General features: G+C 66.5%; 12 protein-coding genes. 6 read left to right on the forward strand and 6 right to left on the reverse strand.

Annotation, left to right across the window (positions count from 1 at the left end; genetic code table 11):
• Positions 1-28: 28 nt before the first annotated feature.
• Genes PXJ20_RS07295 through PXJ20_RS07310 form a run of 4 tightly spaced genes read right to left on the reverse strand, consistent with a single transcriptional unit; the run spans position 29 to position 3,195 of the window.
• Positions 29-1,042 carry a S49 family peptidase gene (locus PXJ20_RS07295; RefSeq protein ID WP_421029664.1) on the reverse strand — a complete coding sequence of 338 codons (1,014 nt, stop codon included), beginning with the start codon at positions 1,040-1,042 and terminating at the stop codon, positions 29-31.
• A gap of 17 nt (positions 1,043-1,059) precedes the next feature.
• On the reverse strand, positions 1,060-1,452 hold the full coding sequence (locus tag PXJ20_RS07300) for a Rieske (2Fe-2S) protein (protein ID WP_017774660.1): 393 nt from the start codon (positions 1,450-1,452) through the stop codon (positions 1,060-1,062).
• Entirely contained in the window at positions 1,449-2,108 is a 660-nt protein-coding gene (locus PXJ20_RS07305) for an HAD family hydrolase (protein WP_421029665.1), read from the reverse strand. Before PXJ20_RS07305 ends, PXJ20_RS07300 begins: the two co-directional genes overlap by 4 nt.
• Positions 2,089-3,195: an RluA family pseudouridine synthase gene (locus tag PXJ20_RS07310; protein ID WP_277596663.1), complete on the reverse strand. Its 1,107-nt coding sequence runs from the start codon at positions 3,193-3,195 to the stop codon at positions 2,089-2,091. Before PXJ20_RS07310 ends, PXJ20_RS07305 begins: the two co-directional genes overlap by 20 nt.
• Before the next feature lie 774 nt (positions 3,196-3,969).
• Between PXJ20_RS07310 and PXJ20_RS07315 the strand changes: the two genes are divergently transcribed.
• The 6 genes from PXJ20_RS07315 to PXJ20_RS07340 all read left to right on the forward strand — a co-directional run bounded on the left by PXJ20_RS07315 (position 3,970) and on the right by PXJ20_RS07340 (position 11,558).
• The gene (locus PXJ20_RS07315; RefSeq protein ID WP_421029666.1) at positions 3,970-7,275 is read left to right on the forward strand and encodes an Rne/Rng family ribonuclease; all 3,306 of its coding nucleotides are present in this window, start codon (positions 3,970-3,972) and stop codon (positions 7,273-7,275) included.
• Positions 7,276-7,547: 272 nt separating this feature from the next.
• Positions 7,548-8,666: a GTP 3',8-cyclase MoaA gene (moaA, locus tag PXJ20_RS07320; protein ID WP_421029667.1), complete on the forward strand. Its 1,119-nt coding sequence runs from the start codon at positions 7,548-7,550 to the stop codon at positions 8,664-8,666.
• 13 nt (positions 8,667-8,679) lie between these two features.
• Positions 8,680-9,294, forward strand: a complete 615-nt coding sequence (mobA, locus tag PXJ20_RS07325; protein ID WP_421029668.1) for a molybdenum cofactor guanylyltransferase MobA — start codon at positions 8,680-8,682, stop codon at positions 9,292-9,294.
• A 107-nt stretch (positions 9,295-9,401) separates the two neighbouring features.
• Positions 9,402-10,715, forward strand: a complete 1,314-nt coding sequence (gene glp / locus PXJ20_RS07330; RefSeq protein ID WP_421029669.1) for a gephyrin-like molybdotransferase Glp — start codon at positions 9,402-9,404, stop codon at positions 10,713-10,715.
• Between the two features lie 48 nt (positions 10,716-10,763).
• Positions 10,764-11,039, forward strand: a complete 276-nt coding sequence (locus tag PXJ20_RS07335; protein ID WP_017774653.1) for a hypothetical protein — start codon at positions 10,764-10,766, stop codon at positions 11,037-11,039.
• Positions 11,040-11,558, forward strand: a complete 519-nt coding sequence (locus PXJ20_RS07340) for a GNAT family N-acetyltransferase (RefSeq protein WP_017774652.1) — start codon at positions 11,040-11,042, stop codon at positions 11,556-11,558. It begins immediately after the preceding gene.
• Positions 11,559-11,603: 45 nt separating this feature from the next.
• Here the strand turns inward: PXJ20_RS07340 and PXJ20_RS07345 are convergent, their stop codons facing one another.
• Both PXJ20_RS07345 and PXJ20_RS07350 read right to left on the reverse strand, forming a co-directional pair.
• A complete protein-coding gene (locus PXJ20_RS07345; protein WP_421029670.1) occupies positions 11,604-13,088 on the reverse strand; it encodes a DNA recombination protein RmuC in 1,485 nt (494 codons plus the stop codon).
• Positions 13,085-14,074, reverse strand: coding sequence for a 2-hydroxyacid dehydrogenase (locus PXJ20_RS07350; RefSeq protein WP_421029671.1), 990 nt, complete (start codon positions 14,072-14,074; stop codon positions 13,085-13,087). The genes PXJ20_RS07345 and PXJ20_RS07350 overlap by 4 nt, the downstream gene beginning before the upstream one ends.
• Positions 14,075-14,088 lie beyond the last annotated feature (14 nt).

Raw genomic sequence — 14,088 nt, forward strand, 5'->3', positions numbered from 1 at the left:
GCGCCCACTCACCCGCTCATCATTGCAATCAGCGCAGATTCACCTTGCCGGTCAGAATCAGCGTGTGGACGGCGGCACTGCCCACGGCCGTGCCGAATTTGCGCGCCACGCGGTCGGTCAGGCTTTCCTTCACGGTGTAATCGACGATGTCCGGCGCCTTGATGACGTCGCGCGCCACATAGTCCATATCGCCGAAACCATCTGCGAGACCCAGTTCCACGCTCTTCTCGCCCGTCCAGAAGAGGCCAGAGAAGATATCGGGCGTCTCGTGCAGCCGTTTGCCGCGCCCTTCGCGCACGGCCGAGATGAACTGCGTATGGATCTGATCGAGCATCGACTGGGCATGCTCATCCATCTTCCGCGTATCCGGCGAGAACGGATCGTAAAACGCCTTGTTCTCACCCGAAGTACGAACCCGTCGCTCGATGCCGAGCTTCTCCATCAACCCGGTGAAACCGAAGCCGTCCATCAGCACGCCGATCGAGCCCACGATGCTGGCCTTGTCCACGTAGATCTTGTCGGCCGCCGCCGCGACGTAATAACCGCCCGAGGCGCACATGTCGCCCACCACTACGTAGAGCGGGATGGCCGGATATTTCGCGCGCAGCCGACGAATCTCCTTGTACATAACGCCGGCCTGCACGGGGCTTCCGCCCGGGCTGTTGATGCGCAGAATCACGCCGGCCGTACCGTCGTCTTCGAACGCGTTCTGAAGAGCCGTATCGATGTCTTCGGCGTTCGCGGTGCTATCCGACGCAATCTCCCCGTCCAGCGACACGAGCGCCGTATGGCGACCCGAGCCGGACACCTTGCCGCCGGAGACGTCGAGCAGCCCGATGGCGACAAGCAGCAACACGGCAAGAAAGGCGAAGCGGAAGAAAATTTTCCAGCGCCGGGCGGCGCGTTGCTCGTTGATCGCGGCGAGCGCGATACGCTCGAGCGCCGCCCGCTCCCAGCCGGGTTCTCCAGCAGAGGTGGCAGGAGCGGGTCTGGGACCCGACGAGGAGGGGTCGCGCGGATCGGAAGTCGGCTGGTCGGACATGCGTGGCGTGTGGAAGGTCAGGAATCGGCCGGACGCAGATCGTTGTCCGGGAGCCAGAATACGGCGCGGCCTTCCGGCGTGTCCCTTTCGTCAGCCTGCACCGGGCGAAGCCTGCCGCCGCGGCACGGACCGCCGACACACCGGCCGGTATCGGGCTCGTAAATCGCGCCATGCGTAGCGCACATCAAGTATAAACCGGACGATTCGAAGAACTGGCCCTCCACCCAGTCGAGCTCCATGGGCACATGGGCGCAGCGGTTGAGATAGCCGTAGGGCCTGCCGTTGTAGCGCACGAAGAACACGACCGCCTCCCCGCCCGCATACGACGCCCGGCAACGTACGCCCTGGCCGCCCTCGACAAGGTCCCCGGCGGCGCATACGCGCACGGGGTCGAGCACCGCGGCGCTCACGCGTTCTCCCGCAGCCACGCGACGAGCGACCCGACACTGTCGGCCACGAAGCAGGGCTCGAGCGCGGCGAGCGAGTCCGCCGGGTGCGCGCCATAGGCCACGCCCACGCCGGACGCGCCTGCGTTGATCGCCATCTGCAGATCGTGGGTGGTGTCGCCGATCATGACTGTGCGCTCGAGGTCCTGGCCAAGTTCCCGCGCCAGTTCCTGCAGCATGGCGGGGTGCGGCTTCGAGAACGTCTCGTCAGCACAGCGCGTGCCGTCGAAAAGGCTCGCGAGACGAGCCTGATCCAGCGCGCGGTTCAGACCCACGCGACTTTTACCCGTGGCAACACTCAGCAGATAGCCGGTGTCGCGCAGCTCCTCCAGCATTTCACGCACGCCCGCAAAGAGTTCCGTGTGCTGATCCTTCACCAGATAGTGGAACCGGTACCGCTCGGCGAGACGCGGATAGTCGGACGGGTCGAGTGTCGGCGCGGCGATCTGCAACGCGTCGCGCAATCCCAACCCGATCACGAAGCTCGCCGCCTCGTCGGCGGGCACGGGAAGGCCGAGATCGCGGCACGCGGCCTGGATGCTGCGCGTGATGTGCGCTGTCGAGTCCATCAGCGTGCCGTCCCAGTCGAAGACGATCAGGTCAAAGTGCTGTCGGGCCATGCGCGTTCGTCTCCCCTTCGATATCGGTATCGTGCCTATTTTCACCCGGGTTCTGATCCGTCCCGGCGTGCGGCGAATTTCCTGCATTTGCGGCCCCATCGCGCAACGCCGTGAGTTGCGAGAGGAAACGCCGGCAATCCGCCGGCAACGGTGCTTCAAACTGCAAGGTCTCGCCGGTGAGCGGATGCACGAGCTTGAGCCGGTACGCGTGCAGGAACATGCGCTTGAGCCCCGGGACGGCGTTCGCTCGGGCAAGCGCCTTGTTCAGCGCAAAATCGCCGTACTTGGCGTCGCCGACGATCGGCAGGCCGAGATGCGCCAGATGCACACGAATCTGATGCGTGCGGCCGGTCTTGAGCTCCGCTTCGAGAAGCGCGTACCCGGGCCAACGGTCGACCAGATTGAAAATCGTGTGCGAGGCAAGACCATCGGGCTGCACACGCACGCGCCGCTCGCCTTCCGGAGTCAGATACTTGTGCAACGGCTCCTTGACGACGCGCCGACGGCCCCAGTCGTTTGCCCATTGTCCATGGACGCACGCGTAGTAGCGCTTGTCCATGCGGTTGTCGCGGATCTGCTCGTGCAGGCCCACGAGCGCCGTGCGCTTCTTCGCCAGCATGAGCACGCCCGAGGTTTCGCGGTCCAGCCGGTGCACCAGTTCCAGGAACTTCGCGTGCGGCCTCGCCTCCCGCATTTGCTCGATCACGCCGAACGCCACGCCGCTGCCGCCGTGAACGGCCACACCGGCAGGTTTGTCGATGACGAGCAGTGCGTCGTCCTCGAAGAGGATGTCGAACTGTGCGGAGGGCACAGCCGCAGCGTCGAAACTCTGGGTCTGTGCGATCCGGATAGGCGGAACGCGCACCAGATCGCCCTGTTCGAGCCGGTACTGGGCGTCGACCCGCCCTTTGTTCACGCGCACTTCGCCGCTGCGCAGAATCCGGTAGATGTGGCTTTTCGGCACGCCCTTGCAGACGCGCGTGAGGAAATTGTCAATGCGCTGACCGGCGGAGTTCTCGTCCACTTCGACGAAGGAAACCTGGTCGCTTGCGACCTGATTCTGGGAAATTTTGCCTAACCCTTTCATTCTGAATATAATTTGCCCAGCGTACCGGCGCGGCCGGCCTTCGCGTTCGAACGGTTCGAACGACTTCGAGGCGCCCCAAACCGCACGGTCTGCGCAGGCAGCAAGCGATAAATCGTCATTTTACTTGCGCCCGGGGCTGGTTGCTCACCCTGACAACGAGATGCAACGAGTTGCACGCACGGATCCCGCAACGGGCAGGGACGGCGCCCACAGGCACGTTCGGTCACGTCGGCTCCGACGGTAACGGAATGTTGGTACAAAGAATTTGTCTGGCAGGCCTTCTCTCGCGCTCCACAGTTTGTGCGGTTGCGCGGCACAAGGCGGCCAGTGGCGAAAATACGGCGTGCGCCCGAAGCGTTCCGAGAAAACGGCGGAACATGGCGACGTCAAAATGAGGCGAGACACCCGAGGGGGAAGACGGGCGTTCCAGATCAGCTTCCCGCATGCGGCACGACCGCAGGTTTCAACGCGCAGCAAGGCCGCGCGCAGCACATTGCGCGCAGCAGGCCAAGGCGTCGAAGAAACCGGAAGCATTCGGACCACCGCATTCCGCGCGGCGTATCGAGCCATTGTTTGAAGCCGTATTCGCACGTGCCCCGCGGCCCTTCCATCCGTTTGACGGATGGGCCCTCTGACGGCAATTCTCCCCGCCATCGTTCCTGCTCCAGCGTGCTTGTGACAACACAATAAGGCGCGGCATGCCGCCGCCCGCCAGCGTCCCCGTGCCTGACAACCACGGGACGTGGGCCGGCAAGGCCGCTCTGGAGCCGTTCAATGAAACGCATGCTGTTTAATGCGACGCAGCAGGAAGAACTGCGCGTTGCCATCGTCGACGGTCAGAAGCTGATCGACATCGACATCGAAACCGCCGGGCGCGAGCAGCGCAAAGGCAACATCTACAAGGGCATCGTTACCCGCATCGAGCCGTCGCTCGAAGCCTGTTTCGTCAACTACGGCGAAGACCGCCACGGCTTCCTGCCGTTCAAGGAAGTGGCCCGCCAGTATTTCCGCGATGGCGTGGACATGCGCTCGGCGCGCATCCAGGACGCCCTGCGCGAAGGCCAGGAACTCATCGTCCAGGTCGAGAAGGAAGAGCGCGGCAACAAGGGCGCGGCGCTCACCACGTTCATCTCGCTCGCCGGCCGCTACCTCGTGCTGATGCCGAACAATCCGCGCGGCGGCGGCGTCTCGCGACGCATCGAGGGCGATGACCGCCAGGAACTGCGCGAAACCATGGGGCAACTGCAGTTGCCCGACGGCATGAGCATCATCGCGCGCACGGCCGGCATCGGGCGCAGCGCCGAAGAACTCCAGTGGGACCTGAATTACCTGCTGCAACTGTGGCGCGCCATCGAGGCCGCCTCGCAAAGCGGCCGCCAGGGCGAGCCGATGCTGATTTACCTGGAATCGAGCCTCGTGATCCGCGCGATCCGCGACTACTTCCAGCCGGATATCGGCGAAATCCTGATCGATACGACGGACATCTACGATCAGGCCCGCGCCTTCATGGACATCGTGATGCCCGACAACGTCGGGAAGGTGAAGCGCTACCACGACGATGTGCCCCTCTTCTCGCGCTTCCAGATCGAGCACCAGATCGAGACCGCGTACTCGCGCACGGTGCCGCTGCCTTCGGGCGGCGCCATCGTGATCGATCACACCGAGGCACTCGTCGCCATCGACGTGAACTCGGCGCGCGCCACCAAGGGCGCCGACATCGAGGAAACCGCCGCCCGCACCAACCTGGAAGCCGCCGACGAAGTGGCCCGCCAGCTGCGCCTGCGTGACCTGGGCGGCCTGATCGTGATCGACTTCATCGACATGGAGTCGGCCCGCAGCCAGCGCGAAGTCGAGCAGCGCCTGAAAGACGCACTCAAGCACGACCGCGCCCGCGTGCAGATGGGCAAGATCTCGCGCTTCGGTCTGATGGAGCTGTCGCGCCAGCGTCTGCGCCCGGCGCTTTCCGAAGGCAGCCACGTCACCTGCCCGCGCTGCAACGGCACGGGCCACATCCGCGACACCGAATCGTCCGCCTTGCAGGTCCTGCGCATCATTCAGGAAGAGGCGATGAAGGAAAACACCGCCGCGATCCACTGCCAGGTGCCGGTCGAAGTGACGGCCTTCCTGCTGAACGAAAAGCGCGCGGAAATCAACAAGATCGAGTCGCGCTTCAAGGTCAACGTCGTCCTGATTCCGAACAAGCACCTCGACACGCCGCACTACAAGCTCGAGCGCCTGCGCCACGACGACGCGCGCCTCGACGAGCCGCGTGCATCCTGGAAGATGGCCGAAGACGCGGCCCGCGAAATGGAGTCCGAAACGGGCTACAGCAAGCGCAGCGAAGAAGTGAAACCGAAGCAGGAGGCCGCGGTGAAGGGCATTACTCCTGAGCGTCCGGCACCCAGCGCACCGGTCAAGGCCGCGGAGCCCCAGGCGGCACCCGCTCCGGCCGTTGCCGCGCCCGCGAGCGGCGGCTTCTTTGGCTGGCTCAAGGGATTGTTCGGCGTGCAGCCGGCTCCGGTCGCTACCGCTCCGGCACCTGCGCAACCCGCAAAGACTGAACGTCCGGCACGTGAAGCGCGCCCGGAACGCCCGGCCGGCGAGCGCGGTGGCGATCGCAATCGCAACCGCCGCGGCGGACGCGACGGAGCCGCACGCGGTGAAGGCGCAGCCGTCGGCGGACGTCAGCAGCAACCGGCTCAACGCCGTGAGGAACGCGAACCGCGTGAAGGTCGTGAAGGCCGCGAAGGTCGTGAAGGCCGCGAAGGTCGTGAAGGTCGTGAGGCACGCGAGCCGCGCCAACCGCGTGAAGCCCGTGAAGTCCGCGAGGGCCGGGAAGGACGTGAGGGTCGCGAAGGACGCGAGCAACGCATCGAGCGCGTAGAGCGCGGCCAGGAACGCGCCGACGTCGCGGCAGAAGGCACACCGCGCGGCGAACGGCAGGAGCGCGGTGAGCGCCGCGAACGTGGCGAGCGTGCGGAACGCGGCGAGCGCCGTCGTCCGCAAGCCGAGGCCGCAGCTGAGCAGTTGAACGTCCCGGGCGAGCTGCTGGCGCCTGAGTCGACAACTGCCGTCGAGGCAAGTCTCGCGGCAGGCATCACTGAAGACATCGCACCGGAAGACCAGGGCGCCGCACCGCGTGAAGGCGAAGAACGCCGCCGCCGTCGTCGCGGCCGCCGTGGCGGTCGTCGCGAGCGCGAAGCTGAAGGCGCGAACCTGACGCATACGGCCGACCTCGCGGAAGCCGGCGGCGACACGGAGCCTGAGGAGGGAGCGGAAGCCGTTCACGAAGTGGAGCATCACGGCGTGAAGCCGGCGGCCGCAGTGGAAGCCGTGGTCGCTGCTGTGGCGACAGAGAAGGTCGTCGTGACTGAACTCCAGCCTGCCACCGACGCCCCCGAACTCGCCGTGCAAGCCGCAGCGAAGATCGAAACCGTCGCGCCCATCGTGCCCGCGGAAGAAAGCGTCCCGGCTACGGAAGCCAGTCATGCGCCAGCGGTGCCGGCTACCGAACCGGCGCCTGTGCCGGCCCCCGCGATGACTCCGGTCGAGGTCGCTCCGGCTGCCGCCGCAGTCGAAACAGCGCCTGTCGCGCCGGTTGAAGCCGCGGCGCCTGCATCGGCCGAGACGGCTACGCCGTCTCACGCCGCATCCGCTGAAACGGCACCCGCCGCGCAAGCGGCCCCGGAAGGCACCACGCCGCCGGTGGAAGAGGTTCCCGCAGCGGCACAGCCGGTTCCGGTGATTCGGGAAGACGTGATCCAGGCTGCGGTTCCGGCGCATGAAGCAGCCGTGCCCGCCGCCGCAGTTCCCGTGGAAACGGCGCCGGCAGCAACGGCCGCGGTCAAGCCCCGCCAGGCTGCGCCGCACGCCAACGGTCTGTCGCCGGAAACGCTGCAGCCGATGCTGGCAAACGCCGGCCTCGTCTGGGTCAACACGGACGCCGACAAGCTGCGCGCCGCGCAGGAAGCGGCCGCCCAGGTGGTGAAGCCGCCGCGCGCGCCGCGCGAACGCAAGCCGCTGCCGCCGGCGGATTCGACGCCGATGCAACAGGTCGAGACCATCAAGCACCCGCAGTAAGGCTGCGCGGTCGCTCGAACCGCGCTGCAAACGCGAAAGCCCGCCCTCACCGGCGGGCTTTTTTGTCCGACGCCTGTGCCCGGACGCCGCCAACGGCCCCAACGTGGCAGCGCCAGAGGCCCACAACATGGCAGAGTTCCTCGCGAACCTTCCACGCTTGAGGCGCCCCCTCGCCGGCAAGCCACCCGCAAGACCCCACGCGGCCGGTCTGGTCCCATGTGGCAAAGAGGCGGTTCGGCTAAAATGCATGGTCAAGCCTTGTTAAAACCACCATGTCCCGTCGCATCATCCCTGTCGCCGATGCCAACGCGCTCACCGTCCCTCGCTCCACTGCCGGAGCCGCGAGCGCACCGCGCGGCGTACTCCTCGATACGCTGGCGCGGCCGTTGCGCGACCTGCGCATTTCGGTGACGGACCGCTGCAACTTCCGCTGCGTCTACTGCATGCCGCGCGAGGTCTTCGACAAGGACCATCCTTTTCTGCCGCACAGCGCCCTGCTCACGTTCGAGGAAATCGAGCGGCTCGCAAAGCGCTTCGTCGCACACGGCGTCGAAAAAATCCGCCTCACAGGCGGTGAACCGCTGCTGCGCAAGAACGTCGAGCACCTGGTGGAACGCCTCGCCACGCTGACCACGCCCGACGGACGTCCGCTCGATCTCACGCTCACCACGAACGGCTCGCTGCTCGCGCGCAAGGCGCGCAGCCTCAAGGATGCCGGGCTCACGCGCGTCACCGTGAGTCTCGATGCGCTCGACGACGCCCTCTTTCGCCGCATGAACGACGCCGACTTCGCCGTCGCCGACGTGCTCGAAGGCATCGCTGCCGCCGAGGCCGTGGGCCTCGCCCCGCTGAAGGTCAACATGGTCGTCAAGCGCGGCACCAACGACGCGGAAATTCTGCCCCTCGCCCGCCACTTCCGCGGCTCCGGCATCGTGCTGCGCTTCATCGAGTACATGGACGTGGGCACGTCGAACGGCTGGAACATGACCGAAGTGCTGCCGTCCGCCGACGTCGTCAGCCGCATTCACGGGGAGTTTCCGCTGGTGCCGCTCGAAGCGCATAGCGCTGCCGAAACTGCGCAACGTTGGGCCTATGCCGACGGCGCCGGCGAAATCGGCGTGATTTCCAGCGTCACGCGCGCGTTCTGCGGCACCTGCACGCGTGCTCGCCTCTCGACGGAAGGCAAGCTCTACCTGTGCCTCTTTGCCTCGGCCGGCTACGACCTGCGCGCGCTCGTGCGCGGCGACGCCACGGACGACGACATCGACGGCGCCATCACGCACATCTGGCAAGGCCGCGCCGACCGCTATTCGCAATTGCGCGGCAGCGGCGCTGGACAACCGCCTTCTGGAGACGGCGGCCGGATCGAAATGTCGTACATCGGCGGCTGAACAAGACACGCCGATGAACATGCCCGCCGACCGCATCACCGGACTCGTGCTTGCCGGCGGACGCGGCACTCGCATGGGCGGCGCCGACAAAGGTCTGCAACCGCTGCAAGGCGAAGCACTGGCGCTGCACGTCATGCGGCGCCTCGCGCCACAGGTCGGTCCGCTGCTCGTCAGCGCGAACCGGCATCAGGACGGCTACGCCGCGCTCGGCGCGCCCTGGCACGCCGCGGTCGTAACCGACTCCCTGCCCGACTACGCCGGACCGCTCGCAGGACTGCTCGCCGGCATGCTTGCGGCACGCACCGAATGGCTGCTAGCAGCACCTTGCGACTCACCGTGGCTGCCGGCCGATCTCGCCCAACGTCTCGCCGAAGCGGTCGAAGCCGACGACGCCGACATTGCGACCGTGAAGACCACCAACGCCGCCGGCGAGACTTCGCTGCATCCGGTCTTCGTCCTGCTGCGCACCTCGCTTGCCGACGACCTCGCGGCCTTTCTGGCCGCGGGCGAGCGCAAGGTTCGCGCGTGGTACGCGCGCCACAAGGCCGTTGAAGTGACCTTTGCCGATGAACGCGCGTTTTACAATATCAATTCATTGCAGGAACTCGCCGAATCCGGGCGCGCGTGACCATGCCAGGCGCGCCACGATGCGCGCGTGTGCGGGGTCCGCAAGACACCGCCGCTCATCCTGGTACGACCGCCGGATTCCTTCCGGGCGCGACGCATCTCCAATCAATGACCACGCTTAACAACCTGTCCCGTTGCGTCGCCGATTACGATCCCGAGGCGTTGCCCGTTGCCGCCGCCCGGGCCATCGTGCGCCAGTGGGCCACGCCCGTCACGGCTGCTGAACGCGTGCCGCTGCGCGATGCGCTCGACCGCGTGCTCGCCGCAGACATCGTCTCTCCCATCAACGTGCCCGCGCACGACAACTCCGCCATGGACGGCTACGCCTTCGACGGCACAGCCCTCGGCACAAGCGCGGCGAACGGCGACGCCCCACGCACCGTCGAGCTGAAGATCGCCGGCAAGGCACTCGCCGGACACCCGTTCGACAGCAAGGCCGCGCGCGGCACGTGCGTGCGCATCATGACCGGCGCGCCGATGCCCACCGGCTGCGACACGGTCGTGCCTCAGGAGCTCACGAAGGTGGAAGGCGAGACGGTATCGTTCGCCGCCAGCGCCGTTCGGCCAGGCGCCAACCGGCGACGCGCGGGCGAAGACCTGGCCGCGGGGCAGCCGGCGTTGCGTGCGGGCCGCTGGATGCGCGCCGCCGACATCGGCCTCGTGGCCTCGCTCGGCATCGCCGAAGTACCGGTGCACAGGCGTCTGCGCGTCGCGTTCTTCTCGACCGGCGACGAGCTGCGTTCTATCGGCGAGCCGCTCGCAGCAGGCTGCATCTACGACAGCAACCGGCACACGCTCTATGCGATGCTTCGCCGCCTCAACGTGGAAGCCATCGACCTCGGCGTTGTGCGCGACGAACCGGGCGCACTCGAAGCCACCATTCGCAATGCAGCCGCCAATGCCGACGTCGTGCTGAGCTCGGGCGGCGTGTCGGTGGGCGAAGCCGACTTCACCCGCAAACTGCTCGACACCATCGGCGACGTGGCGTTCTGGAACCTCGCCATGCGGCCCGGCCGTCCGCTCGCCTTCGGCCGCATCTGGTCCGGGGCGCGTGCCGGCGACGGCCATCCCGCGCTGTTCTTCGGTTTGCCGGGCAACCCGGTCGCGGTGATGGTCACGTTCTACCAGATCGTGCGCGAGGCGCTGATCGCGATGACCGGGGCCTCGGTGAACCCGGTGCCGCTGATCGACGCCGCCTGCACGGTCGCTATCCGCAAGCGGCCCGGCCGCACGGAATTTCAGCGCGGCATCGCCCACCGCGACGCGCACGGCCAATGGCACGTCACGCCCACGGGCTCGCAAAGCTCGGCGGCGCTGAGTTCGATGAGCGAGGCCAACTGCTTCGTCGTCCTTGCGCACGATGCCGCCGATCTCGACGCAGGCGACCGCGTCGACATCATGCTGTTCGATGCACTCGTCTGAATCACCGTCTTTCACCAACCAACACACACGACCACGGGTCTCGACTCAATGAAAAAGCAGATCTCCTTCATCGCTCCGGGGCAGACCGCCAAAGCGCTCATCCTGGTCTACCTGACCTTCAGCGTGCCGATCGTGCTGCTCGGCGTGCTCGTGGCGTTCATTCGCTACGGTTCGGTGGAGCTGAGCACCGTGTTCAGCGCGCTCCTGCTCAACGCGATTCTCGGTTTCATCCTGCTGTGGATTGCGTGCCACGCGTACAACTGGGTCGCCTCGCGTTTCGGCGGCATCGAAATCCATCTCTCCGATGTGCCCGAGGAAGCGTAAATGACCGCCGTCGTTCGTCCCGCAACGCCCGCCGATGTCGGCGCAATCTTCGCGCTGATGTACGAACTGGCCGAATACGAAAAGCTCACGCATCTGTTCGTTGCAACCGAAGCGGGTCTCAACGACGCGCTGTTCGGTCCGCGGCCGGCATCGGAAGCGCTGGTCGCCGACGACGACGGACGCGTGGTCGGCTACGCCCTCTTCTTTCACAATTTCTCGACCTTTCTCGGCCGGCGTGGGCTGTACCTCGAAGACCTGTACGTGCAGCCGTCGCAGCGCGGCACGGGGCTCGGCAAGGCCATGCTGAGCCGCCTCGCGGCGCTCGCACGCGAGCGTCAATGCGGACGTTTCGAATGGTCGGTGCTCGACTGGAACCAGCCGGCCATCGATTTCTACGAGAAGCTGGGCGCCACCGTGCTGCCCGACTGGCGCATCGTGCGCATGACGGGCGACGCCATCGACCGCCTCGCCGATGCCGTGCCGCCCGCCGGCGTGCAGACTCGCCAAGAGCGGGCATAGCCGCCGCGTTGACCGCGCTCACTACGGCGCGGTCAACGCAACAGCTCAGGGCTCGTCCGAGTCCGCGCCTGAAAGCGCCTCACCCAGCACACCGCTCGCCTCTTCGCCCGGCAGCGCCTCGACGTCGCGCAGCTTGCGGTTCATCGCACGCGTGCGCACCTCGGCGGCCTCGATGGAGCGCGTCACTGTTTCGAGCTGCGACTTCGTTTTCGCGAGCACGTCGCCGAACTTGCCGAACTCGGTCTTCACCGCGCCCAGCACCTGCCAGACCTCGCTCGACCGCTTTTCGATGGCAAGCGTGCGGAAACCCATCTGCAGACTGTTCAGCAGCGCCGTCAGCGTAGTCGGCCCCGCGATGGTCACGCGATAGTCGCGCTGCAACAGGTCGGTGAGGCCAGGGCGCCGCAAAATCTCCGCGTACAACCCTTCGGTGGGCAGGAACAGCAGCGCGAAGTCGGTGGTATGCGGCGGCGCCAGATATTTCTCCGCGATGGTGCGCGCCTCGCCGCGCACGCGCGCTTCGAGCGCACGGCCTGCCTCGTCGATGGCCGCCACGTCGGCACGCTCCTGCGCGTCGATCAGCCGCTCGTAGTCTTCGCGCGGAAATTTCGCGTCGATAGGCAGCCATACCGGCGCCACGGTGCCCGTCGCGTCGGGACGGCCCGGCAGTCGAATCGCGAACTCCACGCGCTCGCCGCTCTTCGGCACCGTCGCGACGTTCTTCGCGTACTGATCCGGCGTGAGCATCTGTTCGAGCAGCGCTTCAAGCTGCACTTCGCCCCACGTGCCGCGCGTCTTCACGTTCGTCAGCACCTTCTTCAGGTCACCGACGCCCGCCGCCAGCGTCTGCATCTCGCCCAGCCCGCGATGCACCTGCTCGAGCCGGTCGGACACCAGCTTGAACGACTCGCCGAGACGCTGCTCGAGCGTGGCGTGCAGCTTTTCGTCCACGGTGCGGCGCATCTCTTCGAGCTTCGTCGCGTTGTTCGCCTCGATGTCCTTGAGCCGCTGCTCGATGGTGGCGCGCACTTCGGCAAAGCGACGGTCGTTCGCTTCGGTCAACTGCGAAAGTTGCAGCGTGAGCGTGTCGCCGAAACGCTTGAGCGCCGAGCCCTGCTCGTCACGCGCCTGGAGCGCCTGCTGCTGCAGGCTCTGGCGCACGGCTTCGAGCTGCTGTGCGTTGGTCTCGGTGAGCTTGACGAGCTGTTGCGCGAAGCCGTCGATCTGGTTGTTCTGCACGGTCGCGATGCTCGTGAGCTGCGTCGCAAGCGTCTGCTGGAATTGCGCGAGGCCGCTGCCCAGTTCGGTGCGGGAGGCCTGCGCGGTCTGCGCGATGTCCGTGCGCAGCTCGCGTTCGAGCCGTTCGGCGGTACGTGACTGCACATCATTGAATGCCGCGAGCCGGTCGGCCAGCTCATGGAGCCCCGCCTGCGCCGAGCCGTCGCGCCCGCGCATCGCCATCACGAGCACGATCACGAGCGCCGTGGCCAGCACGATCACGGCAATCGACATCAACAGCATCGCCGTCATGAGCGTGCCCTTCCGATTACTTCAGGATTGATGGGATTCGGCGGCTGTCCGGCACGCGGCCCTTTACCCAGGCCGGCAATCAGGTTGTCGGCAGCGAGATTGGCCATCGCGCGGCGCGTGCGCTCCGTCGCGCTCGCGATGTGCGGCGTGAGCACCACGTTGGGCACCGTGAGCAGCGCGGGGTTGAGGTTCGGCTCGCCTTCGAACACGTCGAGGCCGGCTGCGGCAATGCGCTTTTCCCGCAATGCTTCAGCGAGCGCGGCGTCGTCGACGATCCCGCCGCGCGCGATGTTCGTGAGCGTGGCGGTGGGCTTCATCAACGCGAGTTCGGCAGCGCCGATGGTGTGGTGGTTCTCGGCCGTGTAGGGCAGCACGAGCACGACGTGATCGGCTTCGCGCAGCAGCTCGGCTTTCGGCAGATAGGCGGCGTTCAGTTCGGCTTCGATCTCGGGCGCAACGCGCGAACGGTTGTGATAGACGACGCGCATGTTGAAGCCGCGCGCGCGGCGCGCCAGTGCCTGACCGATACGTCCCATGCCGATCACGCCCAGCGTGGAACCGTAGAGATCGACGCCGAGAAAACCGTCGTACGACCACTTCTGCCAGTGGCCCGCGCGCAGCCAGTGCTCGGATTCCGCGATGCGCCGCGCAGCCGCCATCATGAGCGCCCAGCCGAAATCGGCCGTGGATTCATTGAGAACATCCGGCGTATTGGTGCCGAGCACGTTCGCCGCGTTGAACGCGGCCATATCGAAGTTGTTGTAGCCCACGGCCATGTTCGACACGACGCGCAGCTTCGGCGCCGCCGCGAGCGTCGCCGCGCCAATCGGGTCGCCCGCCGTCAGCGCGCCGTCCTTGTCCGCGAGACGTCGTGCGAGTTCGTCGGCACTCAGCACGTCGCCGTTGTTCCACTCCACTTCGAAGTGCTGCTTCAACCGCTCGATCACGTCCGCAAAGATGGGACGTGCCACGAGAATCTTCTGCATCGGTTTTCTCCGCT

Origin of the sequence: Paraburkholderia sp. A1RI_3L, assembly GCF_048957895.1 — a bacterium.
GTDB lineage: Bacteria > Pseudomonadota > Gammaproteobacteria > Burkholderiales > Burkholderiaceae > Paraburkholderia > Paraburkholderia kururiensis.

Coding starts and splice junctions, on each gene's coding strand:
- PXJ20_RS07295 (WP_421029664.1), bottom strand. CDS start 1,042: ATGTCCGACCAGCCGACTTCCGATCCGCGCGACCCCTCCTCGTCGGGT.
- PXJ20_RS07340 (WP_017774652.1), top strand. CDS start 11,040: ATGACCGCCGTCGTTCGTCCCGCAACGCCCGCCGATGTCGGCGCAATC.
- glp (WP_421029669.1), top strand. CDS start 9,402: ATGACCACGCTTAACAACCTGTCCCGTTGCGTCGCCGATTACGATCCC.
- PXJ20_RS07350 (WP_421029671.1), bottom strand. CDS start 14,074: ATGCAGAAGATTCTCGTGGCACGTCCCATCTTTGCGGACGTGATCGAG.
- PXJ20_RS07345 (WP_421029670.1), bottom strand. CDS start 13,088: ATGACGGCGATGCTGTTGATGTCGATTGCCGTGATCGTGCTGGCCACG.
- PXJ20_RS07335 (WP_017774653.1), top strand. CDS start 10,764: ATGAAAAAGCAGATCTCCTTCATCGCTCCGGGGCAGACCGCCAAAGCG.
- mobA (WP_421029668.1), top strand. CDS start 8,680: ATGAACATGCCCGCCGACCGCATCACCGGACTCGTGCTTGCCGGCGGA.
- PXJ20_RS07310 (WP_277596663.1), bottom strand. CDS start 3,195: ATGAAAGGGTTAGGCAAAATTTCCCAGAATCAGGTCGCAAGCGACCAG.
- PXJ20_RS07305 (WP_421029665.1), bottom strand. CDS start 2,108: ATGGCCCGACAGCACTTTGACCTGATCGTCTTCGACTGGGACGGCACG.
- PXJ20_RS07315 (WP_421029666.1), top strand. CDS start 3,970: ATGAAACGCATGCTGTTTAATGCGACGCAGCAGGAAGAACTGCGCGTT.
- moaA (WP_421029667.1), top strand. CDS start 7,548: ATGTCCCGTCGCATCATCCCTGTCGCCGATGCCAACGCGCTCACCGTC.